Raw genomic sequence first — 23110 nt, forward strand, 5'->3', positions numbered from 1 at the left:
ATGTTGGAGGTGGAAATTGGACAAGACTATATATTCCAAAAAGATTGCCGAGAGCCTCTCATCTGGCAATCATCCAGAAGAGTTCGCAACCCTCTTCGTCACCCTGCTTCGTCAGCTTGTGATGGGAAGGCCTGTGTCACGCGAAGCGCTCGGCACCGCACTCGGATGGTCTGGGCAGAGGGTTGCAACTGTACTTGAGCCGGCGCCCGGTACCGAATATGACGAGCAGGGCAATATCATTGGACTGGGCCTGACGCTACGCGAAACCCCTCACGTTTTTGAAGTGGATGGCCGCCGTTTATACACCTGGTGTGCGCTCGACACCTTGATGTTTCCCGCTTTGATTGGCAAAACAGCCCGTGTCACGTCGCGCTGTGCTGCCACCGGCAGGCCGATTACGCTCACAGTTGCGCCAGAAGCAGTGCTTCAGGTTGAACCGGCGGAAACAATGGTGTCTCTGCTAACGCCGGATGCTTCACCCGACATTCGCTGTTCCTTTTGCTGTCATGTGCATTTTTTTGCATCGCCTTCTGTTGCAAATGCATGGGCTTCGACGCACCCGGGGATAGAGCTCGTGCCTGTCGAGAATGCATTCGGTCTCGGACATCTGATCGCGCATAAGCTGTTAGAAGACAGCGAGCGAAACACGGCATGAATGCCTACTCGATTTCGAAGCTTGCTGAAGATGCAGGCGTAAGCGTGCATGTTGTGCGCGACTACTTGATGCGCGGGTTGTTGCATCCCGCCTGGCGAACCGAAGGTGGCTACAACGTTTTCGATGCCAAAACACTGGAACGGTTGCGTTTCCTGCGCGTGGCCTTCGAGTCGGGACCCAGGCTCGACGAGTTAACGCGACTTTGCAGGGCGTTGGATGCAGGCGATAGCAAGTGCGTACACGGATGTGTCGAGCAACTGCGTCGGAAGATCGATGTGCGCCGAAAAGAGCTGATGGTGATCGAGACCTCTTTAGGCGAGTTGGCGTCCAGTGCATAACCTCACTATCTGTCGCCAGTGCGGCTACGTCGAAGAGCTGCACCTTGATGAAATTAGCGATCAGCTTGCCGCCCTGGCCCAGCGCCAAGGCTTCAACGTTGAGCGCCAAACGATTGAGCTTCAGGGCTTATGTCAAGCATGCCGATCCGTGAGTAATGCCTAATGTCCCAATTTGATGAACTCGCCCCTCAACAGCTTTTTAAGGCGTTAGAGTCAGCGACCACAACAGCTTCCCTGCCCAAGCTTGCAACGCTACTAGATGCCATTCGCTTTAATGAAGACGGCCTGATTCCCGCCATTGCCCAGCAACATGATACGGGCGAAGTACTGATGATGGCGTGGATGAACCGAGAAGCCCTGGAAGAGACGTTAACAACGCAGCGAGTTTGCTACTTCTCACGCTCGCGCCAAAAGCTATGGCGCAAAGGTGAGACATCAGGACAGCAACAGCGCCTTAAAAGCGCAGCGCTAGATTGCGATGGTGATACGCTGCTGGTTCAGGTGGAGCAAACTGGTCCCGCGTGCCATTCCGGCCGTCGCAGCTGCTTTTATGTGTCGCTCGGTGCAGACAGCGCCAAGATTACCAGCGAGCCGCTGATTGATCCGGCCACGCTATACGGTAAAAAAGCGCCGTGAAAAATTGGCTGTTCGCCATTAAACAGGTTTTTCTTAAGCTGCTAACAGCAGTGATGGTGGGCTGTATTCGCGTTTACCAATACACCATCAGCCCACTGCTTGGCCCTCGCTGCCGCTTCTGGCCAAGCTGCTCTTCCTATACCATCGAGGCCATCCAGGTGCACGGCCCTTTCAAAGGCGGCTGGATGGCTGTCAAACGCATCGTGAAATGCCACCCAGGCAGCCCAGGCGGCATGGATCCGGTGCCCGGTGGGCGCAGCGAAGCGCTCTGCCGTGAAAATGACGACCGCCCTACTGAGCGTTGCCGCTCAACCTTCTGCCGCCACTAACGTTTATCCTTGCTTAGCCACCTGATAGATACGCTCTAACATGGCGTGCAGGCCGTTACTGCGCGTGGGTGAAAGGTGCTTATCAAGCCCGAGATCTTTCAAGAAATGCGGCTCGGTCTGATTGATCTCTTCGGCTGTGCGCTCACTATAGATACGCAGCAATACGGCAATTAACCCTGATACGATGGCAGCATCCGATGTAGCCTTGAACACCAGTTTGTCGCCTGCCTGTTCATGGCACGTCCACACGTTGGATTGGCAGCCTTGGATTTTATATTCTTCCGTACGACGCTCCTCCGGAAAGTCAGGCAGCTGCTTTCCCATATCAATAATGTACTGATAACGGTCCATCCAGTTATCAAACATCTCAAACTCTTCGACCAGCTCCTGTTGGGCTAGCTCTGCGCCTGAAGTTGCCATGGCGTATCCTTTGCGTTGATGAATCACAGTCGCGGCTATTATAACGTTTCAGCCCCTGCTTTTGGGGGCGTTTTCAAGCGGTGGCGCTGCTGCTCTTGATGCCACTCATCGGCTTCGGTGTGCAAATAACGGCTGGTGGTATCTAGCTTGGCATGGCGAGCGCTTTCCGCTAAGTAACGCGAGTTATTGTCAAATTCTGTGTATGGCCGGTCAGGCGGCAGTCCTGTCTGACTGATCGGTCAAGGGTTCGCCGTCCTTGAACTGGACGTTGTTCACGACCAGCTCCAGCTTGTTGAACCCCTTGATCCGCTTCCAGCGCTTCTGGGCGCTCTGAAGCAGCTTGAAGACCATCGCCAGGGTCGTCGCTCTGGAGCCGCAGTTCCGGCTGCGCTTGCTCCGCAGGCGGACCGTGGCGAAGGTCGACTCGATCGGGTTGGTGGTGCGGATATGCACCCAGTGTTCTGCCGGGTAGTCATAGAACGCCAGCAGCTCCTCCCGATCCTTGGCCAGGCACTCCATGGCTCTGGGGTACTTGGCCTCGAAGCGTTTCACCGTGCGATCGAAAGCCTTGTGCGCCTCATCGCGGGTCTCGGCCATCCAGATCTCATGGAGGTCGGCCTTGACCTTGGGCTGCACGGATTTCGGCAGTTTATTCAATACGTTGGCAGTCTTATGGACCCAGCAGCGCTGGTGCTCGGTCTCTGGATAGACCTTGCTCAACGCCGCCCAGAAGCCCATGGCGCCGTCGCCAACCGCTAGCTTGGGGGCCGTCGTCAGCCCGCGCTCGCGTAGCCCCGTGAGCAGCTCTTTCCAGCTGGCCTCTGACTCACGCTGCCCATCCTCGACGACGACCAACTCCTTGCGGCCCTGCTCAGTGACGCCGATGATCACCAGCAGACACAGACGGTCATCCATGCGCACGTTGCTGTACACGCCGTCTGCCCACCAGTAGACGTAGCGCTGCTCTGATAAGCCCCGCTTCTGCCACTCGGCGTGCTCAGCCTCCCACTGCTTCTTGAGCCGCGACACAGTATTGGGGTCGTCTCAGAATTCGGAAAATAAAGCACGCTAAGGCGTAGTCACCCCGTGACTCCCCCGCGCCGATGCAGCGAGCTTCGTTCCGTCTTGCAGTGACGCAATCAGCGGGCAGGAAACGTTCCCTTTCCGCGCATGGCAGGCGCACACCAGTTCAGACAGCACGGCCTCCATGCGTGCCAAGTCGGCCATCTTCTCGCGCACATCCTTGAGCTTGTGCTCGGCCAGGCCGCTGGCTTCCTCGCAATGGGTGCCATCCTCCAGCCGCAGTAGCTCGGCGATTTCGTCCAGGCTAAAGCCCAGCCGCTGGGTCGATTTCACGAACCGCACTCGTGTTACATCCGCCTCGCCATAGCGGCGAATGCTGCCATAGGGCTTGTCTGGCTCCGGCAGCAGGCCCTTGCGCTGGTAGAACCGGATGGTCTCCACATTGACCCCGGCCGCCTTGGCAAAAACGCCAATGGTCAGATTCTCCAAATTTTTTCCATATCGCTTGACTCCGTACATAACTACGGAAGTAAGCTTAAGCTATCCAAACCAAATTTGAAAGGGCAAGCGTATGTCTGAACCTCAAAACGGGCGCGGGGCGCTCTTCACTGGCGGGCTAGCCGCCATCCTCGCCTCGGCTTGCTGCCTGGGGCCGCTGGTTCTGATCGCCCTGGGATTCAGCGGGGCCTGGATCGGTAACCTGACCGTGCTGGAACCGTACCGCCCGCTCTTCATCGGCGCGGCACTGGTGGCGCTGTTCTTCGCCTACCGGCGCATTTTCCGCCCCGCTCAAGCCTGCGCACCGGGCGAGGTCTGCGCCATCCCTCAGGTACGTACCTCCTACAAGCTGCTGTACTGGCTGGTGGCGGCCTTGGTGCTGGTCGCGCTCGGCTTCCCCTACATCCTTCCCTTGTTCTACTGATCAGGAGTTCACCATGAGAAAACTGCTCGCATCCTTAGCCCTCGCCAGCCTGGTCGCCACACCCGTCTGGGCGGCCACGCAGACCGTCACCCTGGCGGTGCCGGGCATGACCTGCGCCGCCTGCCCGATTACGGTGAAGACGGCGTTGACCAAGGTCGATGGCGTGACCAAGGCTGAGGTGAGTTTCGAGAACCGCGAGGCCATCGTCACCTTCGACGATACCAAGACCAATGCCCTGGCGCTGACTAAGGCGACCGAGGACGCTGGCTATCCGTCCAGCGTCAAGCAATAGGAGGGACTTCCGATGGCAAATCCTCTCAATCTGTTCACGCGGATCGGTGACAAAGCCGGCTCCGTCGGCGTGCTGATTTCTGCCATAGGCTGCGCCATGTGCTTTCCCGCCCTTGCTAGTCTGGGGGCCGCGTTCGGTCTGGGCTTTTTGAGCCAGTGGGAAGGCCTGTTCATCACCACGCTGCTGCCTCTGTTTGCTGGACTGGCTCTGCTCGTCAATGCCCTCGGCTGGCTCAATCATCGGCAGTGGCGACGGACTGCGCTCGGCCTGATCGGTCCTACCCTGGTACTGGCAGCGGTATTTTTTATGCGGGCTTATGGCTGGCGGAGCGGTTGGCTGCTCTATATCGGCCTGGCCCTCATGTTTGGGGTGTCGATATGGGATCTCGTGTCGCCCGCTCATCGCCGTTGTGGGCCGGATGCCTGTCCGACGCCGCCAAACCAGTGAACCTGACAAGAGACGATCTAATGAGTAACGAAATGACCGAACTGAAAATCATTGGTATGACCTGCGCCTCCTGTGTCGTGCATGTGAAAGAGGCCTTGGAGAAGATTCCGGGCGTGCATCGGGCGGATGTTTCCTACGCCAGCGGGAAGGCCGAACTGAAGGTCGACGAGGGCGCAAGCCGTGAGCAGATGCAGGCCGCTGTCGAGGCCCTGGGGTATCGAGCGGCGTTCGAAGACGCCATGGTACAAGCCCGTCCTGGCCTGCTCGATAAGGCACGGGGTTGGTTGAGCAGCACTGACGCCGGGAAAGAGGGCGACAAGCTCCACGTCGCGGTCATCGGCAGTGGTGGCGCCGCCATGGCGGCCGCGCTCAAGGCGGTGGAAGGCGGTGCCCGCGTCACCCTGATCGAGCGCGGCATCATCGGCGGCACCTGCGTCAACGTGGGCTGCGTGCCCTCCAAGATCATGATTCGTGCCGCGCATGTGGCCCATCTGCGCCGCGAGAGCCCGTTCGACGCCGGGCTTTCCGCCATGACGCCGACCGTCCTACGCGAACGTCTGCTCGCGCAGCAACAAGACCGTGTCGCCGAACTGCGCCACGCCAAGTACGAAAGCATCCTGGAGAGCACGCCGGCGATCAGCGTGCTGCGCGGCACCGCCCGTTTCCAGGACGGCCACACGCTCAGCGTGAAACTGGCCGAGGGTGGCGAGCACATCGTAGCCTTCGACCGCTGCCTGGTCGCCACCGGCGCAAGCGCGGCCGTTCCACCGATTCCAGGACTGAAAGACACGCCGTACTGGACCTCAGACCAGGCACTGGCGAGCGATACAATCCCTAAGCGGCTCGCCGTGATCGGCGCCTCCGTAGTGGCAGTGGAACTGGCGCAGGCCTTCGCCCGGCTGGGTAGCGAGGTCACGATCCTGGCACGCAGTGCGATGTTCTTCCACGAAGACCCGGCCATCGGCGCGGCGGTGACGGAGGCCTTCCGTATGGAGGGCATCGAAGTGCTGGAGCAAACGCAAGCCAGCCAGGTGTCCCACGCCAACGGCGAGTTCGTACTGGCCACCAACCATGGTGAGTTACGTGCCGACCAACTGCTCGTCGCCACCGGCCGCACGCCCAATACCCAGGGCCTGAACCTGGAAGCGGCCGACGTGCAGCTGGACGAGCGCGGCGGCATCCAGATCGACGAGCGCATGCGCACCAGCGCAGCGGATATCTATGCGGCCGGCGACTGCACCGACCAACCGCAGTTCGTCTACGTCGCGGCAGCGGCTGGCACCCGCGCGGCAATCAACATGACCGGCGGCGAGGCCAAGCTCAATCTCGACGTCATGCCGGCCGTGGTGTTCACCGATCCGCAAGTGGCCACCGTCGGCTACAGCGAAGCCGAAGCGCAGCACGCCGGGATCGAAACCGACAGCCGCACCTTGACCCTGGACAACGTGCCGCGCGCGTTGGCCAACTTCGACACGCGGGGTTTCATCAAGTTGGTTGCCGAAGTGGGCTCCGGCCGACTGCTGGGAGTGCAGGCTGTGGCCCCGGAAGCAGGAGAACTGATCCAGACGGCGGTACTCGCCATCCGCAACCGTATGACCGTGCAGGAATTGGCTGACCAGTTGTTCCCCTACCTGACGATGGTCGAGGGACTGAAACTCGCCGCACAGACCTTTAACAAAGACGTCAAACAATTGTCCTGCTGCGCAGGGTAATGAGAGAGGGAGGTTGAAACATGAGCAACACGGCAGACGATCTCGGTAGGTGCGACAGCCTACGCAAGACATGGCAGTTGGTCAGCTTCTGGGGCCTGCCTGCCGTCGTGGCGACGATAGCGATTGTTCTGTCTAATCGACGCCCCGCGTTGTTCCTGGCAGCAGGCGCCGCGCTGGCCGTGATGGGCGGCGCCTGCCTGGTCAACGCCACGCGTTGTCGCCGCCTTCACTGCTACATAACGGGGCCTCACTTCCTGTTGCTCGCAGTTGGTGCGCTATTGGCTTATGTGTTTGACCAAAACGGCGAGCATCTCTCCAGGTTGTGGCTGCTACTGGCTCTGGGAGCTGCACCGTTGCTCATCTGGCTACCTGAGCGCCTAGCCGGAAGGAAATATCTGAGCGCCCCAGTTTGCGGTGAAGGTCGGGAGTGTCGGCGATGAATGCCTACTCCATATCCAGATTGGCCGAGGACGCGGGCGTCAGTGTCCATATAGTCCGAGATTATATGCTGCGCGGCTTGCTGCACCCCGCGCGGCGCACGGAAAGCGGTTACGGCATTTTCGATGAGCGGTCCCTGGCGCGGCTGTGCTTCGTACGTGCCGCCTTTGAGTCCGGTATCGGGCTCGACGAATTGGCGCGGCTCTGTCGAGCGCTCGATGCAGACGATAGTACCGATGTGATCGGGTGTATCGACCGCTTGCTTGGGCAAATCGCGACCCGGCTGGCAGCTTTAGACGCAGTGAAAACGGAGTTGGCCGGGCTGACTCATCGTGCCATCGAAGGTCACACCCATGCGTAATACCAACCAATCCGAATCAATCAAGATGCCCCGCTGGCACGCCTACACGTGGGGTGTGCTCGCCGCGCTCACTTGCCCCTGCCATCTGCCGGTGCTGGCATTACTGCTCTCGGGGACTGCGGCCGGGGCCTTCGTCAGCGAGCATTGGAGCCTCGCGACGCTCGTGCTGACGGTTCTCTTCGTCCTCTTCCTGAGAGCGGCTCTACGGGCCTTTCGGAAGCGGGCGTGACCCGCTCGGAGCACGGCGCGGTCTCCGCTGCCGAGTTGCGGCAGGCTTGGGAGCGTTGGGAATTGTTGCTGCACTGCCAGCCGCAGGTCGATCTGCGCGCAGGTTCGATCGCAGGTGTGGAAGAGTTACTAGGTTTTCTTGGACGATGGAGAAACCCCATCATGAACGCAAACGACACCCCCACTATCAGTTGCTGCGAATGTTGCAAGGAAATTTCCCTTGACGCCGCACTGACGCCGGAAGGTACCGAGTACGTCGTGCACTTCTGTGGCCTTGAATGCTATCAGCGCTTCATATCGCGCGCGGATAAGAGAGCGGCATCCGAGCCTGATCACCCCTGCACACCAGAGGTCAGTACCCGTCACGACGACTAATCTTTGCCTCTGGAAAGTGGCTCTGGTTTTTTTTAGAAAGCGTGAGTCCATTGAGATTTAATGCAAGTCCGCTCGTGGCTAATGTAAGCCCGAAGGCTTCGTCAGTAGTTTTATCTAGGCCGATGCCCGGGAGGATGGCAGCGTGCCTACAGGGCGTCAAAACCGGCTACCCAGAGTCAAATTCACCCCACAGTACAGCGATGCTATAGAGTTACTCGTCAGTCCTGCAGCATCAGTTTTACTCTGCACCTCCATTGTATTCAGTCTGCCGGCAGCCCATTTGCACGAATAGTCTAGTCCTGATAGTCAGGAGCAAGCGCTGCCAAAGGAGCAACGTGTTTAGAACCCGCCTGCAAGCATGAACATAAAGCAGAAATATCCTCTTGAAGGGCCATCGCCTGCGCCCAAATACTGTCGACATCACTGGTAGCCACAGTGAGGGGGAAACCTTCCAGTACCGTCATGGCCATGCCATGCAGGCGTAGGAAGTCTTCTCGAATGCTGCCGACCCCTCCGATTTCAGCAAGGCAGGCATCCAGCCGGTCGACCAAGTTGAGCAACTGAGCGGTGTCGTAGCTTGCACGCAGAGAGTCGAGTACCTTGGTATCGACGTCCCCATAAGGTGTCACGCGGAACGAAGCTGGCGGGATATGCATCAGTTCGTCACCTCAACGTTGCTGTCAGACATCTGTTTCGCACGCATTGATCCCGCAGCCTGCTGGAAAATGGAATCCTTGATCCAGGGTTCCGGTGGGCGTTTGAGTTTCAGGTTGAACTCCCCAAAACGTTTGACATTGCTGGTTAGGTAGGGGCTGAGAAACGATACGTCGTCGTCAGTGAACTGCCAGCCATCACGGGCGAGCTTCTGCAGGATGCGCATCATGTCCACGGTGTTCTGCAGGATCACCGACGAGGCCACCATGTCGTTGTAGCGCAGGCGTTTCTGTTGCTCGTCCGGATCGTTTTCGGCGATCACGTCACCGCCAAAGGACAGCCACTTAGAGAAGCCGTTGTAGGACTCGATCTTATTGGTGTTGGCGGTGACTTCCTGGCGCAACTCGCGGCTGCCGATCCAGTTGAGTAGGAAGATCGTCCGGATCACGCTGCCCAGCGCTTGCGCGGCATGATAGAGCTTGTTGCGCCGACTGTAGGAGCCAAGTTTGCGCAGCAGCATAGGTGAGGAAATCTTGCCGGCCTGGATTGACAACGCGACCTGCATCAGATCCTGCCAGTGGGTTTCGATCAGGTGCCAGTCGGCGGTGTCGGTGAACAGACGGTTGATGTGTTTATACGAAACGCCGCGATCTGGCCGGCACATCACCAGGTCGCGCCAGTTGCGGATACGCGGCATCAGATTGATGCCCAGCAGATGAGTGAAGGCGAACACCGTGGCCGACTGGCCCTGGGTGTCAGAGTACACCGTATCGGGTTCGACGCTGAGGTCGACCTTGAGCAACCCCTCAATCACATAGATTGCCTCCCAGATACCAGGCGGGATGAAGTGCTGGAACACCGCGATGTAGTTATTGGCCACGTGTCGGTACGCCACGGCCCCCATCTTGCGATAGCGGAAGTGGTAGCCGGCCAGCAGATTGTCGTCATAGAAGTCGAACTGCGTACCGTCCGCGGCCACCGCCTTGCCATCGCCCCAGAGCTTGGGCAGGTCAAGTTGCAGATAGAGTTCCACCAGCTCGCGGTTAGCCTTGTCTAACTTCTCAAGCGAGAGATGGCGGCGATTCGTATAGGACAGCATGTGCGGCGTGACATTACCGGCCAGATGCCGTGCGGCCTGGTTGGGGCCAAGGTTGCAGCCCATGGCGAAGATCGTCATCAGGTAGCGCTCGGCCGGTTCTTTGAGCTTTGGCTCGTTGCCGGACATCGGCCCGAAATGCCGAGTGAACTGAATCCAATGCTCAATGTTGGCCATGATGTCGAGCACGTGCCTGGCCGGCATGCGCTGCATAAGCGCCGTCTGTAGCGAGATGGCCGAAGGCGGGATGTCCCGCGCTATCACTCGGCGTAGCACCGGTTCGCCGGCTTCATTGATCGATACGTCACCTCGGCAAGAAGGGAATTTTTCATCCAGATGCTGCGCGGTTTCCTCCAGCTGAATCTTGAGGGAGGCGACAAACTCCTTCGCCGTGCCAGGCAGCCCCACCTTTTCGCAGTAGGCCGGTAGACGATGGAAACATTCTTCCCAGGGCAGCAACTGCTTACGGTAGTCGGCGAAAGATTCCGACCCCAGCACGCACATATCACCCGAGCGCAGCTCACTGGCCAGGTAAGAGAACACGCAGACTTCCAGATAGCGCCGGTTGGTAGGTGGCCCTTCACTGGCAGGACGACGCACGACCTTAACCCAGCGCTCCGACGCAAACGACAAGTCGACATGCTCGTCGATCCACTCGCGGTGTAGATTTTCGCTGTCCTGGATGAGCTGAAGCGCCTGGATAAGTGAGCGATCCTGAGTCGTGGGTTCCAGTTGAAGAAGGTGGCTCAGACGGAACAACAGCGAGCGATGGGACTTGAAGTGCTTCCAGATCAGCGGCAGGTAGTTGTTACCGCCCGTAGCCTGGACTTCGGCGCAAGTCTCGCGCAACCGATCCAGGTTGCCATCGGGAGAGAGGAATTCCCGGATCAGACTGCCAGCCTCCTGGTCATCCGGTTCCTGAACAAGAATCTGCACCACGCCATCCAGGGTGGCCGCCAGTTGCTCCAGCTTCTGGCGTTGCCGCGCCTGGATTTGCTCCAACTCCTCCTTGGCGCGTTTGTGGATCGTCGAAATCCGTCGGATGAACATCTCGGCCAGGTGATCCCGAGTTCGCACCCGCATCCGATAGATCAAGGCCAGCATCAGTGTGTAGCGTTTCGGCAGCGAGCAGTCCTTCAGCTCGGCGACGTCCGACGCGGCGGCTTGGGTGGCGAAGTGGCGGATCTTAGCATCGACGACCCCCTCAAGAATGGCATCCAGATCTCCGAAGCTCTCTAACCACGCCAGGTGGTCGATCAACACCTCCAGGTGCTTGCGGGAAGGCTTCTTGGGTGCCTGCTTGAGTGCGTTGAAGTCACTCTGCCGACGCCCGAAATCCGTGTCGAGCAGCTCCTTTAGCTTGTAGATCACCTCGATTGGCGCTCGGAGCACGATCAGGTTGAAGGTAACTTCCTGAGCACTCGCCAAAGCGGTTTCTGCGATGTTGTTGAGCGTCGAATAAGCCGGAAGCTCATAGCCACGCTGAATCAGCTCATCAAGCATGGCATTAATGAGATCGACTCGCTGCTCAAGCACTACAGCGCAGTCACGTGCGATTTCCTCAGTGATCGCTAGCCCGTCGCTGCTATAGAAGGGTGTAACCTGCAGGTACTGCCGAACCGCCGCTTGGTGTCGGTAAAGGGTGCGGGGGTTGCTGTAGCGCGGAGCTATTCGTGCGCCGTAGCGAAGGCATTGTCGGACATGACTGATGAGCTCCTGAGGAAGCTCCTCGAACGGAACAAAATAGTGTAGCTGCTGAAACACCTTTAGTTGGATTGCCAGCCCAATCGATAGCGCTGGACTCTTAGCGGTGTTATTGACCCATTCGATCTCTGAATCAGACAGGGAATAGCATCGATGCAGCTCCTTAGCTGGCAACTGACTGGGCAAGAGCGGGTAGGCTGTCCTTTCCACCGAAGCCATTGAGTTCATCCCCCAAGTAAGGCAAAACATCAGCATAGACGGCTAGTCAGGCGGGGGATGACCAGCAATCAAGAACTCAATAAATTTCCTTTTAGTTCAATATCTTGCAGAACGAATGTCCTAATTTTTGCCTTATCTCGGCATAACCCCTTTCGCTAATGCATGGAGATGGCGGAGCGGGCTATCATTCTGGTTTGTTGGTTTACGATACATAACGCGTACGTGTAATATTTTCTGTCTCTACCCAGGATCCCGGCCATGCCTACACCTTTCTCTGCTAACGACACCCAGCTGAGCTTTCAGGTGCTGCGAGTGGCTGAAATCTGATGCGCCCTGTCGACGAGTTGAAGGCTGTTAGGAGTCGAGTCACCGAGTGCCTTGGGCTTGCGTCTTCACACTTCGGTCGTGTGTTTCCTGAAATACCTGTGAGATTTGATCTCACGGGTAAAACGGGGGGGCATGTACCGATACAGGATCGACAGGCACACTGGAAAGCTAAAGGACCAGGAATTTCGGTTCAACCGACTGCTGGCGAAAGAAAATCTACATGAATACCTGGATCAAATTTGCGCTCACGAGGTTGCGCATTACATCACGCGCAATGTTTGGGGAACCAAGCCCTCGCCCCATGGCGCAGAGTGGCAGGGCGTAATGCGAGACGTGTTCAAGCTTGACCCCGACAGGTGTCACAGCATGGACACGTCGAAGTCAGTCAAAAAGGGTTTTGTCTACAGGTGCGGGTGTAAGGGCAATGACCACATGCTCAGTACCAAAACGCACAATCGGGTGGCGCGTAAGATAGCCATACTCCGCTGCAAAACGTGTGGTGAGCTCCTGGAGTTCGTACAGCAGGCAGAGAAAGTGCCTGCGCCGATCATCTCGAAACTCTTCATCAGCACCTCAGGTCCGACGATCGACAGCGATCAAGCGGACCGAATAGTCAAACTCATCATTGACCACCAGGTGAAGCAGGTCGTCCTTGACTGCTTGATCACGGGTGAGCGGCATCGTGAGCTATTGAGCAAGAAGCTGAAGGTCCCGTCGAGCTCGGTGCTCAGGCATTTGAGCCCAGACACCCTGCCAGGTGGAGTGACCCACGCCATTGTCTTCAGCGATGGCAAAGATGAGCGTCAAGTACGCGTAGCCAGGGCTTTCGAGCAACGAGGGGTGAAAGTGCGAATGGTGCGAGCGGGTGTTGGCTGACGTCATCCGCCTTCGAGACCCTCCAATTACCACCCAGTGAATTTGCGTAGAGCCCCAACATGCAACAAGTCGAGCAAACCAATCAACGCCCCGCAGTCGCGGAGACTTTCCGCTTGAAAGCATTCCGAGTGGTCACCGGCGAACTGTTCGCTGCGGCCACCGCGCAGCATGCGCTCGACATGGCCAAGTCAGAGCTCTCTCGACCCCAGCTCAGCCTGAAGGATGTCGTCGCGGTGAGTCACAGCGATCGGGTGGTAGCGGAAGTGAATGGAGCCGAGCTCGCAACTGGCGCTTCAGTGCTCCTCGCACGAGCAACCGCTCCGGGCTTGCTGGGACGTTGCCGAACTGACCATACCTACCAGACGGTGTTTGTCGAGGCGCTGAGCGGACCAAGCTTGGAGTGGGCCGTGCGCGAGGCGAGCTTCAAGGCTTTTGGATTCATGATGAGCGCTGAGCCTGGGTGCCCTGAAGATACCCTGCGGAATGCAGTGCGGCGATGGCTTGGGGATGTCGTAAGTGTCCCTGCAGATCTTCATATCCTGGACACACAAGCGGCCTGAGTTGTTTGCCCGCCGGCGCCGGGCATCCCATTGGGTGAGAGGGCCGCGAGGTCGTACATACCCGTGTGCGCCATAACCACCCACAAACCTAACGCACATGAGGTGCCGCGATCATGACCAATCCAACCCACGCTGTAGCAGTCTCCACTGAAGGCCGTGTGCCTGCTGATTGGACGGCTCCTGATTTCTATCAGCCGCTGGACCTTCTGCGCGCCAAGCTGGCGTTCCAGTTCGGCGATTTCGCTCATCTCATGCTCAGTGGGTATGAGAAAGCGAAGAAAGCCTACCTTGACCGCGACTTCTCGCAAGTACAGTTCCCACGAGCTGGCGAAGAGGCGATGGTCGAGCTTGAGGTTCGAGCTCAGACCATGCTGTGGGTCGTTGAGATGGCTGGCCTGACAGGCAAGGCTGCAGACTACGCAGCCAATCGCTATCACGAGGACACCGCATTTTTGCTGGTCTACTCGGTGCCAAACGAAGATTCGCTTCAGACGTTCCGTTGTGGTGGTGGTAGCCCGGGCGCCGCCCTTGCTCAATTCGCGCAGCAGAATCCAGACCGGGTTCATCTCGTACAACAGATCTACGTAGATAAACGGAGCCTTCAGCCGGCAGCTGCATAACGATTCACCCAAACCCCACCGCTCAGCGCTGGGGTTTTTTCTTGCCCAGCGGAAAGCCAGGGCGGTCGAGATGAATATTTTTCTGTCGCATGCATAACACGTATGTGTAATTTATGTGTTGTGCGTTTCAGATACTGGACGTAATATCGATGCGTGTGAAAATGACAGCATGGTGCCATCAACCTGTCGTATCGATACCCGAGACGCTGGCGCGAGGCACATTGCCCCAACTAATCACGAGGCCCAACTGATGACCCCTGAGGAACTGTTGCAACAGCCCGAAGACCAGTACATGAACCCTGACCAGGTAGCGTTCTTCAAAAGCCTGTTGGTGGGTGAAAGTGCTACCGCAATGGGGCGCATCGATCAGCTGCGAGTCGACCTGACGGGTTTGGAAAAAGCCCCAGACGAAGTTGACGCAGCGCTGATCGAGCAAGAGCGTCAATCAATTCTGGGCAGCATCGAGCGCGAGAACCAAAGTCTGCGCGACATCAAACTGGCGATGTCGGCAATTGCCGACGGCAGTTACGGCTATTGCATTGATACCGGTGAGCCAATCGGCTTGCGACGCCTGCTCTCTAATCCCCGGTCTCTTCTCACGGTGGAAGCCAAGGAGAGCCGCGAGAACAAGTCCCGGCACCTTCGCGCCGCATAATCACATTTCACCTGAAGCACCGACAGCCGGTCATTCCTGAGGTTATCCCCATGCCTAAGTCCCAGCCTCGCACTAACTCCCGCACAGCTGACAAGTTTGTTGTCCGCCTGCCGGATGGCATGCGAGAGAAGATCGCAGAAATTTCGAAAGAAAATCACCGCAGCATGAACTCTGAAATCATCGACCGCCTGGCTTTGAGCATTGAGCGGGATGAGCAGGGTGATCTGACGGTTCGTGCACTGGCTCAGGTTACCCGGCGCTGTGAGGAGCTGGAGCAAGAGCTGGCGGAACTCAAGGCAGCTCAGGCCAACGAAACCTCGAAGCCTGCTCTGCAGCAGGCACCAAGACTGTCGATCGCAAGCGCCCAGTGAGAGACGGACACCATGGGGAATTTGCTTGATGTAGGCCCCGGCGCTACCAGCGCCGGCACTGCTGACATTGCAGCTGTGCTCTTGAAGGCCGCCCAGCGGTATTTCTACTTGCGTGGTCCAGCCCTGCGGACTGGGAAAGCCAATGCCCCAATGGTGCGTATCGGCATCGACGCTCTTCTGGGCGGTGAGTCTCTCGATATGGCGCTCGACCAAGCAATGATCGAGGCGCATGTAACGGGGCTCAGTGTTCCGTCGGGAGCCATCGGCCATGTCGGCAGTCACCAGTTCTCCGCCGCTGAAGCGGTGTTTCTGCGAAAGCTGCTCACAGCGCCACAACCATCACAGGCTGCTCAGCTCTTGAAGTACGCGACGGCCGTGGGGGTGCGTGACACGGCCAATCTCTTCGCCAACTACATCGCGTACATGAACTCGCCAATGCCCTGGCTCCAACAGGTGGGTACTGAAGGGCTACTCACGCCCTGCAGTGGGTCGCCTACGTGCCCGGTGGAGATCGTGCATGAAGACCGGCCGCAGGATTCTGAAGGCCGTGCACGCCGGATTTGGTCTCAAGTGGCCCCCGAAAGTGCAGGCCGTTACTGGAACTGGAGCGGTAAGGACGGAATTGAGGCCTCCCTGCTGGCGGTCACCTGGTCGTCGGACGTAGGCAAGTTCTGCGTAGAGGTGGCGCCCGGCACATCGCGGCCAGTCAGCTGTGAGGAGTGGGGAGGATGGTGGGCAGAGCTCGATCGGCCAAACCCCCGCGAAGAGATCGCTTGCCTTCGCTACACGGCAGCCAGCTGATCGGCATAGCACCTAGCAGTATCCCGAAGCACGTAGAAGCTTCAACCTCAAGCATCCAAGACAGTGCTCATGAGGGCACTGTCATCACCCAAATCACCTAACAAGGCATGACCATGTGGTTTAAGAACCTGACTGTTTATCGTCTGACTCAAGATATTGAATTTGCGGCGGAGGCGCTGCAGTCCGCCCTGGCGTCGAAGCCCGCCCGTGCGTGCGGTTCGCAAGAGCTGGTCACCTTCGGCTTTGTCGCGCCTCTGGGCAAGGGAGAGGAGGCTCCGCTCGTTCACCAGAGCGGTAATTTCTTCCTGATCAGTGCTCGGAAGGAAGAGCGCATCCTGCCAGCAAGCGTGGTGAATGATGCTGTGAAGGAAAAGGTCGAGGAGATCGAGAAAGAGCAGCAGCGCAAGGTGTATAAGAAAGAGCGCGACCAGATCAAGGACAAGACAATCCAGGCCATGTTGCCGAAGGCGTTTATCCGCCGCGGCGTGATCACGGCAGCCATCGCGCCAAAGCTCGGGCTGATTATCGTCAATAACGCGAGTGCCAAACGAGCCGAGGATCTGCTCTCCACGCTTCGTGAAGTGCTCGGTTCGCTGCCGGTGCGGCCAGTGACGGTCAAGATTGCTCCGACTGCAACCCTCACTGACTGGCTCAAGAACGAGCAAGCGGGCGAGGGCTTCCACGTCCTGGACGAATGTGAACTGCAGGACACCAGTGACGAGGGTGGGTCGGTGCGCTGCAAGCGACAGGATCTCACCAGTGGCGAGATCAAGAATCATCTTGCAACCGGCAAGCTTGTGACCAAGCTGGCGCTGGCCTGGCAGGACAAATTGTCGTTCATGTTGGACGACAAGCTGGTTATCCGGCGCCTCAAATTCGAGGACCTGCTCCAGACCCAGGCTGAGCAGGATGGGGGCGATGACGCCTTAGCGCAGGCAGATGCGACGTTCGCGCTGATGATGATGACCTTGGCCGAGTTTCTCCCGGCGCTTTACCAGGTGCTGGGTGGCGAGGATGTGCCAGCGTCGATCTGAGCCATGCAGGGTACCCAAGCCTCCGCGTTGACGGGGGCTTTTTGTTGCCCGAGAAAAATATCGGTCTCTGTTACGCATTCCAGGAAGTACAGACAACCAGTTTGTCATTTCCCCCAATCGGGCTCAGTCCCCGCCTGGGGAGCTGTGTCGACTACTTGGAGCACCACAATGACCACCATCATCAACGCAAAAATCGGCGAATCGAAGGGCGTTTCACGTGTCTTTATGGAAGGCCGTCACCTCCTGACAGCCGGTATTCAGATTGGCAAGAAGTACTCGATTAAGTCAGACAAGATTGCACGACGTCTCGAACTAATTGAGGTTCCAACTGGCTTTTCCGGGAAGTGCATCAGCGTATCTAAGCGTGAGCGTAATGGGGTTGTACATCCAGTAATCGACTTGCGCTCTGAGCAAATCCGTGAAGTCTTTGAAGATGACCATAAGGTCCGAGTTGCGATTCGTCGTGGCCGGATTGTGATTACTGCTTTGCAGATTCAGACAAAGATCCGCGAGCGCCTCAAGCGCATGAAGGAAAAGTTGGAGCGAGGACAAAAGCTTGCTGTATGCAGCCTCTTCCACGGCGGCGGGGTCCTAGACGCCGCAGTGCACTCTGGCCTAATGCAATCCGGTGTAGGCTCATTCGTTCAGGTCGGTGTTGAGTTGGAGAGCGAGTATCTCGACTGCTCAATGCGAAACAATAATGAGATTTGGACAGAAGAGTCGATTGCTATAAACTCAGACGTACGAGACGTGTACCTCAGTGAACATACCCCGCAATGTGAGCTTTTGACAGGGGGAATACCTTGTGTTGGGGCATCACGTAGCGGAAAGGTGAAGAATAAGCTCGATTTTGCAGAGGATCATGCTGATGCAGGTGCGCTTTTCGTGGATTATCTCAACTGGCTCCGTCATGTCAACCCCTGTGTTGCGCTGATTGAAAATGTTGGGGAGTACGCAAATACAGCTTCCATGGCAGCTATCCGAAGCGTGTTTATTCACCTCGGATACAAAGTGCATGAAGCTGTTCTTGATGGATGGGACTACGGGACGCTGGAGCACCGGAAACGCCTGGTTGTGGTGGCAATAACGCATGGTTTAGGGGACTCTTTCTCGTTTGAAAATCTGAAGGTGAACAAGGTCAGAGAGACATGCATCAATGCGATACTCGATGATATACCTCTCGACGATGAATCTTGGAAATCCTATGAATACTTAGCAACTAAGGAGAAAAGAGACAAGTCTGAAGGCAAGGGATTCTCCAGGCAGTTGCTAACTGGAAATGAATCAGGTTGTGGCACGTTAGGGACGGGCTACAAAAAAGGAAGAAGTACCGAACCGTTCATATTGCATCCTGAAAAAACAGGCCTCAGCAGGCTCTTCACTAAAGCCGAACACGAAAGGCTCAAAGGGATTCCTGCAGGTTTAACTGATGGAGTTTCTGAAACTATTGGTCATGAAATTTGCGGCCAGAGTGTCTGCTTTCCAAAGTTTGTTTCTGTGGGTGAGGAGATAGGGCGGGCGCTCATGGCATCCCGCAATAATGTGGTTAACTTTCCGATTCGTTCTGCCCATCCTGAGATGGATGAGGTGACGGGCTCAGAGTCTGATAAATTCCAAACTGGCACATTGGCCTTGTTGATCTGACGGGTGGTCTTCCGTCCGAACGCTGCACCTGCCCGGTTCGCTTATGCGAATCGGGTTTTCTTTTGGCTGGCGAAATTGTTTCTCTCGCTTGAAGGTTCTCTCCCTATTTGCTATATGTAGGTCATTAGATACTTTCTCATGAGAGGGGCGAGCACATGAAAGCAACGACTTTCACTTCGGAATTCCTGAGTGCTGCCAAACAGGCGCCTCGGATTTACTTTGCGCCTGTGATTGGCGCCTACAAAGCCATCAAGGCAGAAATTGCGAAGGCTTCAGGCAGCAAAGGCGCTCCCAGCGCCAAGCACTAAGGCTTACAGAAACCCGCCGATCGAGCGGGTTTTTTTGTGCCTGGAATTTACTGGTTTCTGTGAAGCATCCCCATGGAGCAAGTCAACTTTCAGGGGGCCATCATGCTTCTCGCAATCAACGATCCAGCTGTGCAATCCGCTTTGATAAATGCTTTCGCTGCTGTAACCAGCACTGTCCTGGCTGCGGCGTCAGCTGCAGGGGTCATGCCGAGATAAAGGAAAATTAGGACATACGCGCTGCAACTGATTGTATTTAAATATTTTTCTAGCGTCGCTGAGCTGCTCAGGGTGGGCTTTATAGGCTTTTATAGTCAATTATAGAAACGGCTCTGAACGCCTGATTGAGGTTATGCCGAGGCAAGGGGGAAATTCACTCATTTGTCCTGTAACTCATTGTTATTAATGAGTTTATTTCGACAAGAGGGCGTGCCGAGATAAGGCAAAAATTAGGGCATTCGCTCTGTAACTTGCCGCACTTAAACGAACAGATTGGAAATCCTGCTCAAGCGAAGGCGCGCTTAGCGTAATGGCTTCAGCCAGATACCGCTGAGGATCAGTTCGGCCTGCTGCGAATTAAGTAGGCCGATCTGGAGTTGGCAAAGGTACTGGGGTGTCGGTATCAAGGCTCTCAGCCCAAGTCTCGACCAATGCGTGATCGATCACCAAACCCTCGCTCACGTCGGCCAATGCCTCGCGTGTTAGATCAGCGAGTCGTTGGTCGTGATTTATTGAATTGGCCATTCCCCGTCCATTTTGCCGTGCTCTGCTGCTAGCTGACGGGCGTTGGCTCTGAATAGCCCGTCTTCACGCCCTGGGTGGCCGCGTAATGGCGGGTTTGGAAAGCCAGGACATCCTGCATCTGCTTGCTGACGTCCTCTTCAAGCCCCCATTCATAGGCCAGCTTGTCGAGTTGGTAGCGAGAGACAAGCTGGGTCGCACGCGGTGAGCGCTCTGCTGGTTTCAGGTTTGACCAACTGCTGACAAAGCCTTTTAGGCGCGCGGCTTTGTCCGTTGATACACAGGGAAAGCGACGCAGCAGGTCGACGAGATAGAGCGCACGCAGCTTCTGTTCAGGCTCGCGCAGCTTGCCTGCCACTTCACGCTGCAGTACTGGCACGAGGTCGCGCTCTTCGTACCACAACTGCTTGGCGAGCTCCACAAGAGCATCGGACGCAACTTGGCTAAGACGCTGCTGGGTGACAGTCTCCAGAAGCGTGCCAAAGCTTTGTTTACGATCCAGACGTGGCATCTCGCCCATCCTCCAGGTACTTCGCTGTGACCAGTTTCAGGCAGCCTAGCATTGCACTTCGGTTGCCCACGGCATAATCGATTGCCTCTGTTGCTAGTGTAACAAACTGGCCGACATCGACACGGCCACATTCGATGAGCTGTTCGATATCAGATTGATCGTTTTCCGTAAAGCGGCCGAGCTTGGAGATGGCCAGATCCACGCCGGCGGCAACGAAGATATGTAGCGGCTGCTCACCCTCGAAACCCTCCATGGGGATGGCGCGCTCGCGGTAATCCTCCTGCAGTGGCCCGAGGGCATTGGTGTAGTTCTGGTCCAGGTACACCTGCAAGTCGCGGCCGTCGCCGTCCTCATATCCCTCTGGCGGTGTGTAGACGGCCATGATCTCGTCCTTACGCAGCACACGGGCCGCCTCGATCTCCGCATCGATGTCCGCACTACCACGCGCATGGGTGAGCAGGTGCACCGCGCAGCCGCCGAAGACGAAGACCTTGAGTGAGCCTGGCGGATTGCCATCCAGTAGCGGCAAGGCCCGGGCGAACAGATTACCAATGGCCTGGCCCAGCGGCGTAGTCAGCCGGACAGGTTCCGCAGCCCCCTCATCGGCAGTCTCAAGTAGTGTCATCTCCACCTCCGCTCAGTGCATAGGCTCAGTGTGCCGGTTCATGTGCTACGTGCGCCATCGCTGTTCACAAGCGGCACCCCGAGTAGCTTTAGCTGTGTAGTGGCTTCGACCAAGCGCTCCTGCAGGCCCTGCGTCTACTGCACCTGAAGCGCGGATGCTTCGCTCAGCCGGGACACCTCCTCCTGCAATGTGCGACAACGCTGTTCAAGGGCTTCATTCGAGCGTTCGGAGCCGGCCAGCGTGCTCTGCAGAGCCTCCAGGGCCTGAGTTTTCTGCGCCACTAGCTGTTGCTGTGCATGTCGCTCTTTTTGCAACTGCCGCGCCTCGGTGAGCAAGCGTGCATTGTCGCGGTTCAGTTGCGTCAGTTCGTCCTGCTTGATTATCAAGGTCTGCTGCAGTTGCCGCAGTTCTAGTTGCAATTGTTGTATCTGCGACTCGTGTCGGCGTTGTTCCTGCTCACGCTGTTCCTTGCTGGCCTGCCGGTAGTGCTCCAGGGTGTCGCGCGCATGTCGGTGTTTTTCCTCCAGCGAGTGGATCTGTGCGTCGCGATCCTTGTGCCGCTCCTCCAGGTCGCGATTAGCCTGCTGTAGGCGGGCGTTCTCGATCTCGGCCTGCTGCCGTTGCTCGCGTGCCTGCTGCAACTCGTGATGAGTGGTCTGAAGTCGTTCCGCGTCGAGCGCGGTCTGGCCTTCCAGTTGTTGGATGCGGTTTTCGGCCTGTCGAAACCGATGCTGGTAATCGAGCCGTTCGCGGGCCAGTTGTTCGCGCTCCTGGGCCACGGCGGCCTGCGCCTCCTCCTCTAGCTGATCTGCCAGTTGGCTGACCAGATTGGCCAACTGTTCGCTGAGCGGGATCAAGGCCGCATCCCGGCCGCGCTCGGCGTCTTCAAGCTCTTTCAGGTAGCGGTGAATGGTGGTCTTTGAACCGGTATTGCCCAGCTCGATGCGCACCGCATCAATACTGGGGTGGATATCGCGGGCGAGTAGAGAATTCCGGGCTTTCTGCACGATTGCTTTGTTGATGCCACCGCGGGCCATAAGTGGAACTCCTGACGATTTCGTTCTGTGGTATGTACTATGTAAATACATAGCATATTATCAAGAACTTCGTTTTTTTCCGCTCGTATTCTAGAATTGGATAATCATGAATTATCCAAGGTGATGCGGTGTTTTTGTCGTTTGGCAGTCGCTCACCGGTACACCAAGGGGATGCGCTCAGATGAGCCAGGAGATCGAGCGGTACCTGCAGGCCGGCACTCGTGCCAACACCCGGCGGAGCTATCAGCAGGCGCTTGAGCACTTCGAGGTGACGTGGGGTGGCTTTCTGCCGGCGACTAGCGATACAGTCGTGCGCTATCTGGTCGATCACGCCGCCACCCTGTCCAGCAATACCTTGAAGTTGCGCCTCGCGGCGTTGGCGCAGTGGCATGTCAGCCAAGGCTTCCCGGATCCGACCAAGACTCCGCTGGTCCGCCAGATCCTCAAGGGCATTCGTACTTTGCACCCACGCCAAGAGAAGCAGGCCGAACCTTTGCAGCTGCGCCAGTTCGAACAGTGCGTGTTGTGGCTGGAACAAGCTTTGGAGCAGGCCCGCGCGGAAGACGACTTGCCACGGCTACTGCGCTGTTGCCGCGATCGCGCTCTGATACTGATCGGCTTCTGGCGGGCCTTTCGCAGTGATGAGCTATGTCGCCTACAGGTCGAGCACATCCAGGTGCGGACCGGGGAGGGCATGCAACTGTTCCTGCCCTGGAGCAAAGGTGATCGGGACAACCAAGGCCAGACCTTCAACGCGCCGGCGCTGGCCAGGCTGTGCCCAGTACAAGCCTACGTCGACTGGATCAGTCTTGCGGGTATCGCACGCGGGCCGGTATTCCGTGGAATTGATCGCTGGGGGCACTTAGGTGAGCAGGGCTTGCACCCAAATAGCGTTGTCCCACTCATGCGCGCCGTACTGCAGGCAGCAGGGCTGCCTTCGGAGCTGTACAGTAGCCACTCGCTGCGCCGCGGGTTTGCCACCTGGGCCACCCGCAGCGGCTGGGATATCAAAGCGCTGATGCAGTACGTAGGCTGGAGCGATGGGCAATCCGCATTGCGCTATGTCGAGAGCACAGGAGTGTTCCCTGGGCAACTGAGTGCGCTACAACACATCTCAAACTGGCCCGAGGGACTGCCATAAGACCGCCTTCCGC

At 57.4% G+C, this 23110-nt stretch carries 30 protein-coding genes and 2 pseudogenes; 24 read left to right on the forward strand and 8 right to left on the reverse strand.

The window, feature by feature from the left end:
• Positions 1–16: 16 nt before the first annotated feature.
• Genes merB through yidD form a run of 5 tightly spaced genes read left to right on the forward strand, consistent with a single transcriptional unit; the run spans position 17 to position 1958 of the window.
• Positions 17–655, forward strand: a complete 639-nt coding sequence (gene merB / locus WM94_RS29280) for an organomercurial lyase MerB (RefSeq protein ID WP_033917449.1) — start codon at positions 17–19, stop codon at positions 653–655.
• A complete protein-coding gene (merD, locus tag WM94_RS17185) occupies positions 652–993 on the forward strand; it encodes a mercuric resistance transcriptional repressor MerD (RefSeq protein WP_033869424.1) in 342 nt (113 codons plus the stop codon). The genes merB and merD (WM94_RS17185) overlap by 4 nt, the downstream gene beginning before the upstream one ends.
• Positions 986–1156: a transcriptional repressor gene (locus WM94_RS31150; protein WP_196484667.1), complete on the forward strand. Its 171-nt coding sequence runs from the start codon at positions 986–988 to the stop codon at positions 1154–1156. The genes merD (WM94_RS17185) and WM94_RS31150 overlap by 8 nt, the downstream gene beginning before the upstream one ends.
• Positions 1156–1629, forward strand: coding sequence for a phosphoribosyl-AMP cyclohydrolase (hisI, locus tag WM94_RS17190; RefSeq protein ID WP_034389874.1), 474 nt, complete (start codon positions 1156–1158; stop codon positions 1627–1629). Before WM94_RS31150 ends, hisI begins: the two co-directional genes overlap by 1 nt.
• On the forward strand, positions 1626–1958 hold the full coding sequence (gene yidD, locus WM94_RS17195; RefSeq protein ID WP_034389870.1) for a membrane protein insertion efficiency factor YidD: 333 nt from the start codon (positions 1626–1628) through the stop codon (positions 1956–1958). The genes hisI and yidD overlap by 4 nt, the downstream gene beginning before the upstream one ends.
• Before the next feature lie 3 nt (positions 1959–1961).
• Here the strand turns inward: yidD and WM94_RS17200 are convergent, their stop codons facing one another.
• The 3 genes and pseudogenes from WM94_RS17200 to merR all read right to left on the reverse strand — a co-directional run bounded on the left by WM94_RS17200 (position 1962) and on the right by merR (position 3920).
• Complete coding sequence (locus tag WM94_RS17200; protein WP_033869425.1) at positions 1962–2378, reverse strand: SufE family protein; 417 nt, start codon at positions 2376–2378, stop codon at positions 1962–1964.
• Between the two features lie 210 nt (positions 2379–2588).
• Positions 2589–3413: pseudogene (locus WM94_RS17205) on the reverse strand (IS256 family transposase); the annotation flags it as partial.
• A 33-nt stretch (positions 3414–3446) separates the two neighbouring features.
• A complete protein-coding gene (gene merR, locus WM94_RS17210; protein WP_023102386.1) occupies positions 3447–3920 on the reverse strand; it encodes an Hg(II)-responsive transcriptional regulator in 474 nt (157 codons plus the stop codon).
• Positions 3921–3972: 52 nt separating this feature from the next.
• On the opposite strand from merR, the gene merT reads away from it, so the two are divergent.
• The 8 genes from merT to WM94_RS29290 all read left to right on the forward strand — a co-directional run bounded on the left by merT (position 3973) and on the right by WM94_RS29290 (position 8176).
• Positions 3973–4323: a mercuric ion transporter MerT gene (merT, locus tag WM94_RS17215; protein WP_023102385.1), complete on the forward strand. Its 351-nt coding sequence runs from the start codon at positions 3973–3975 to the stop codon at positions 4321–4323.
• A 13-nt stretch (positions 4324–4336) separates the two neighbouring features.
• A complete protein-coding gene (merP, locus tag WM94_RS17220; RefSeq protein WP_003131880.1) occupies positions 4337–4615 on the forward strand; it encodes a mercury resistance system periplasmic binding protein MerP in 279 nt (92 codons plus the stop codon).
• Between the two features lie 12 nt (positions 4616–4627).
• Positions 4628–5062, forward strand: coding sequence for an organomercurial transporter MerC (gene merC, locus WM94_RS17225; RefSeq protein ID WP_003131881.1), 435 nt, complete (start codon positions 4628–4630; stop codon positions 5060–5062).
• Between the two features lie 32 nt (positions 5063–5094).
• On the forward strand, positions 5095–6774 hold the full coding sequence (gene merA, locus WM94_RS17230) for a mercury(II) reductase (protein WP_033869426.1): 1680 nt from the start codon (positions 5095–5097) through the stop codon (positions 6772–6774).
• Positions 6775–6794: 20 nt separating this feature from the next.
• A complete protein-coding gene (locus WM94_RS17235; protein WP_017849615.1) occupies positions 6795–7214 on the forward strand; it encodes a hypothetical protein in 420 nt (139 codons plus the stop codon).
• Positions 7211–7573: a mercuric resistance transcriptional repressor MerD gene (merD, locus tag WM94_RS17240; RefSeq protein ID WP_017849614.1), complete on the forward strand. Its 363-nt coding sequence runs from the start codon at positions 7211–7213 to the stop codon at positions 7571–7573. Before WM94_RS17235 ends, merD (WM94_RS17240) begins: the two co-directional genes overlap by 4 nt.
• Positions 7566–7802, forward strand: coding sequence for a broad-spectrum mercury transporter MerE (gene merE / locus WM94_RS17245; protein ID WP_017849613.1), 237 nt, complete (start codon positions 7566–7568; stop codon positions 7800–7802). Before merD (WM94_RS17240) ends, merE begins: the two co-directional genes overlap by 8 nt.
• Before the next feature lie 161 nt (positions 7803–7963).
• Positions 7964–8176: a DUF3330 domain-containing protein gene (locus WM94_RS29290; protein ID WP_032805095.1), complete on the forward strand. Its 213-nt coding sequence runs from the start codon at positions 7964–7966 to the stop codon at positions 8174–8176.
• Positions 8177–8469: 293 nt separating this feature from the next.
• On the opposite strand, the gene tnpC is transcribed toward WM94_RS29290, so the two are convergent.
• Both tnpC and WM94_RS17255 read right to left on the reverse strand, forming a co-directional pair.
• Positions 8470–8832: a Tn3 family transposase post-transcriptional regulator TnpC gene (gene tnpC, locus WM94_RS17250; protein WP_017849612.1), complete on the reverse strand. Its 363-nt coding sequence runs from the start codon at positions 8830–8832 to the stop codon at positions 8470–8472.
• A complete protein-coding gene (locus WM94_RS17255) occupies positions 8832–11849 on the reverse strand; it encodes a Tn3 family transposase (protein ID WP_026140367.1) in 3018 nt (1005 codons plus the stop codon). The genes tnpC and WM94_RS17255 overlap by 1 nt, the downstream gene beginning before the upstream one ends.
• A 459-nt stretch (positions 11850–12308) precedes the next feature.
• Between WM94_RS17255 and WM94_RS31155 the strand changes: the two are divergent.
• From WM94_RS31155 to WM94_RS30190, 10 genes and pseudogenes are all read left to right on the forward strand, one after another.
• A pseudogene (locus tag WM94_RS31155) lies at positions 12309–12527 on the forward strand (SprT-like domain-containing protein); the annotation flags it as partial.
• 15 nt (positions 12528–12542) lie between these two features.
• Positions 12543–13052, forward strand: coding sequence for a hypothetical protein (locus WM94_RS17260; RefSeq protein ID WP_231995369.1), 510 nt, complete (start codon positions 12543–12545; stop codon positions 13050–13052).
• 59 nt (positions 13053–13111) lie between these two features.
• Positions 13112–13612 (forward strand): hypothetical protein, encoded by a 501-nt coding sequence (locus tag WM94_RS17265; protein WP_004577585.1) that lies wholly within the window; start codon positions 13112–13114, stop codon positions 13610–13612.
• Between the two features lie 113 nt (positions 13613–13725).
• The gene (locus WM94_RS17270; protein WP_004577584.1) at positions 13726–14232 is read left to right on the forward strand and encodes a hypothetical protein; all 507 of its coding nucleotides are present in this window, start codon (positions 13726–13728) and stop codon (positions 14230–14232) included.
• A 250-nt stretch (positions 14233–14482) separates the two neighbouring features.
• A complete protein-coding gene (locus WM94_RS17275; protein WP_004577583.1) occupies positions 14483–14887 on the forward strand; it encodes a TraR/DksA family transcriptional regulator in 405 nt (134 codons plus the stop codon).
• A gap of 50 nt (positions 14888–14937) precedes the next feature.
• Positions 14938–15258 carry an Arc family DNA-binding protein gene (locus WM94_RS17280; RefSeq protein ID WP_024717873.1) on the forward strand — a complete coding sequence of 107 codons (321 nt, stop codon included), beginning with the start codon at positions 14938–14940 and terminating at the stop codon, positions 15256–15258.
• A 12-nt stretch (positions 15259–15270) separates the two neighbouring features.
• Positions 15271–16059, forward strand: coding sequence for a hypothetical protein (locus WM94_RS17285; protein WP_004577581.1), 789 nt, complete (start codon positions 15271–15273; stop codon positions 16057–16059).
• 113 nt (positions 16060–16172) lie between these two features.
• Positions 16173–17093: a recombination-associated protein RdgC gene (rdgC, locus tag WM94_RS17290; protein ID WP_061551784.1), complete on the forward strand. Its 921-nt coding sequence runs from the start codon at positions 16173–16175 to the stop codon at positions 17091–17093.
• 168 nt (positions 17094–17261) lie between these two features.
• Positions 17262–18737 (forward strand): DNA cytosine methyltransferase, encoded by a 1476-nt coding sequence (locus WM94_RS17295; protein WP_004577579.1) that lies wholly within the window; start codon positions 17262–17264, stop codon positions 18735–18737.
• A gap of 155 nt (positions 18738–18892) precedes the next feature.
• Positions 18893–19045 (forward strand): hypothetical protein, encoded by a 153-nt coding sequence (locus tag WM94_RS30190; protein WP_016487031.1) that lies wholly within the window; start codon positions 18893–18895, stop codon positions 19043–19045.
• 769 nt (positions 19046–19814) lie between these two features.
• On the opposite strand, the gene WM94_RS17300 is transcribed toward WM94_RS30190, so the two are convergent.
• From WM94_RS17300 to WM94_RS17310, 3 genes are all read right to left on the reverse strand, one after another.
• Complete coding sequence (locus tag WM94_RS17300) at positions 19815–20294, reverse strand: hypothetical protein (RefSeq protein WP_004374702.1); 480 nt, start codon at positions 20292–20294, stop codon at positions 19815–19817.
• Entirely contained in the window at positions 20275–20919 is a 645-nt protein-coding gene (locus tag WM94_RS17305) for a DUF6036 family nucleotidyltransferase (protein ID WP_061551781.1), read from the reverse strand. The genes WM94_RS17300 and WM94_RS17305 overlap by 20 nt, the downstream gene beginning before the upstream one ends.
• A 134-nt stretch (positions 20920–21053) precedes the next feature.
• Complete coding sequence (locus WM94_RS17310; RefSeq protein ID WP_031325695.1) at positions 21054–21956, reverse strand: DNA-binding protein; 903 nt, start codon at positions 21954–21956, stop codon at positions 21054–21056.
• A 181-nt stretch (positions 21957–22137) separates the two neighbouring features.
• On the opposite strand from WM94_RS17310, the gene WM94_RS17315 reads away from it, so the two are divergent.
• Positions 22138–23097, forward strand: coding sequence for a site-specific integrase (locus tag WM94_RS17315; protein ID WP_004577575.1), 960 nt, complete (start codon positions 22138–22140; stop codon positions 23095–23097).
• Positions 23098–23110 lie beyond the last annotated feature (13 nt).

The sequence above is a fragment of the Pseudomonas sp. ABFPK genome (genome assembly GCF_001586765.1).
Lineage (GTDB): Bacteria > Pseudomonadota > Gammaproteobacteria > Pseudomonadales > Pseudomonadaceae > Aquipseudomonas > Aquipseudomonas asiatica.

Coding starts and splice junctions, on each gene's coding strand:
- WM94_RS17295 (WP_004577579.1), top strand. CDS start 17,262: ATGACCACCATCATCAACGCAAAAATCGGCGAATCGAAGGGCGTTTCA.
- WM94_RS29290 (WP_032805095.1), top strand. CDS start 7,964: ATGAACGCAAACGACACCCCCACTATCAGTTGCTGCGAATGTTGCAAG.
- WM94_RS17275 (WP_004577583.1), top strand. CDS start 14,483: ATGACCCCTGAGGAACTGTTGCAACAGCCCGAAGACCAGTACATGAAC.
- WM94_RS17285 (WP_004577581.1), top strand. CDS start 15,271: ATGGGGAATTTGCTTGATGTAGGCCCCGGCGCTACCAGCGCCGGCACT.
- merT (WP_023102385.1), top strand. CDS start 3,973: ATGTCTGAACCTCAAAACGGGCGCGGGGCGCTCTTCACTGGCGGGCTA.
- merC (WP_003131881.1), top strand. CDS start 4,628: ATGGCAAATCCTCTCAATCTGTTCACGCGGATCGGTGACAAAGCCGGC.
- merA (WP_033869426.1), top strand. CDS start 5,095: ATGACCGAACTGAAAATCATTGGTATGACCTGCGCCTCCTGTGTCGTG.
- merD (WP_033869424.1), top strand. CDS start 652: ATGAATGCCTACTCGATTTCGAAGCTTGCTGAAGATGCAGGCGTAAGC.
- WM94_RS17305 (WP_061551781.1), bottom strand. CDS start 20,919: ATGACACTACTTGAGACTGCCGATGAGGGGGCTGCGGAACCTGTCCGG.
- WM94_RS17265 (WP_004577585.1), top strand. CDS start 13,112: ATGCAACAAGTCGAGCAAACCAATCAACGCCCCGCAGTCGCGGAGACT.
- WM94_RS17280 (WP_024717873.1), top strand. CDS start 14,938: ATGCCTAAGTCCCAGCCTCGCACTAACTCCCGCACAGCTGACAAGTTT.
- WM94_RS17200 (WP_033869425.1), bottom strand. CDS start 2,378: ATGGCAACTTCAGGCGCAGAGCTAGCCCAACAGGAGCTGGTCGAAGAG.
- merD (WP_017849614.1), top strand. CDS start 7,211: ATGAATGCCTACTCCATATCCAGATTGGCCGAGGACGCGGGCGTCAGT.
- WM94_RS30190 (WP_016487031.1), top strand. CDS start 18,893: ATGAAAGCAACGACTTTCACTTCGGAATTCCTGAGTGCTGCCAAACAG.
- hisI (WP_034389874.1), top strand. CDS start 1,156: ATGTCCCAATTTGATGAACTCGCCCCTCAACAGCTTTTTAAGGCGTTA.
- WM94_RS17300 (WP_004374702.1), bottom strand. CDS start 20,294: ATGCCACGTCTGGATCGTAAACAAAGCTTTGGCACGCTTCTGGAGACT.
- merP (WP_003131880.1), top strand. CDS start 4,337: ATGAGAAAACTGCTCGCATCCTTAGCCCTCGCCAGCCTGGTCGCCACA.
- rdgC (WP_061551784.1), top strand. CDS start 16,173: ATGTGGTTTAAGAACCTGACTGTTTATCGTCTGACTCAAGATATTGAA.
- merR (WP_023102386.1), bottom strand. CDS start 3,920: ATGTACGGAGTCAAGCGATATGGAAAAAATTTGGAGAATCTGACCATT.
- WM94_RS17235 (WP_017849615.1), top strand. CDS start 6,795: ATGAGCAACACGGCAGACGATCTCGGTAGGTGCGACAGCCTACGCAAG.
- WM94_RS17260 (WP_231995369.1), top strand. CDS start 12,543: ATGGACACGTCGAAGTCAGTCAAAAAGGGTTTTGTCTACAGGTGCGGG.
- merE (WP_017849613.1), top strand. CDS start 7,566: ATGCGTAATACCAACCAATCCGAATCAATCAAGATGCCCCGCTGGCAC.
- WM94_RS17310 (WP_031325695.1), bottom strand. CDS start 21,956: ATGGCCCGCGGTGGCATCAACAAAGCAATCGTGCAGAAAGCCCGGAAT.
- tnpC (WP_017849612.1), bottom strand. CDS start 8,832: ATGCATATCCCGCCAGCTTCGTTCCGCGTGACACCTTATGGGGACGTC.
- WM94_RS17315 (WP_004577575.1), top strand. CDS start 22,138: ATGAGCCAGGAGATCGAGCGGTACCTGCAGGCCGGCACTCGTGCCAAC.
- WM94_RS17270 (WP_004577584.1), top strand. CDS start 13,726: ATGACCAATCCAACCCACGCTGTAGCAGTCTCCACTGAAGGCCGTGTG.
- WM94_RS17255 (WP_026140367.1), bottom strand. CDS start 11,849: ATGGCTTCGGTGGAAAGGACAGCCTACCCGCTCTTGCCCAGTCAGTTG.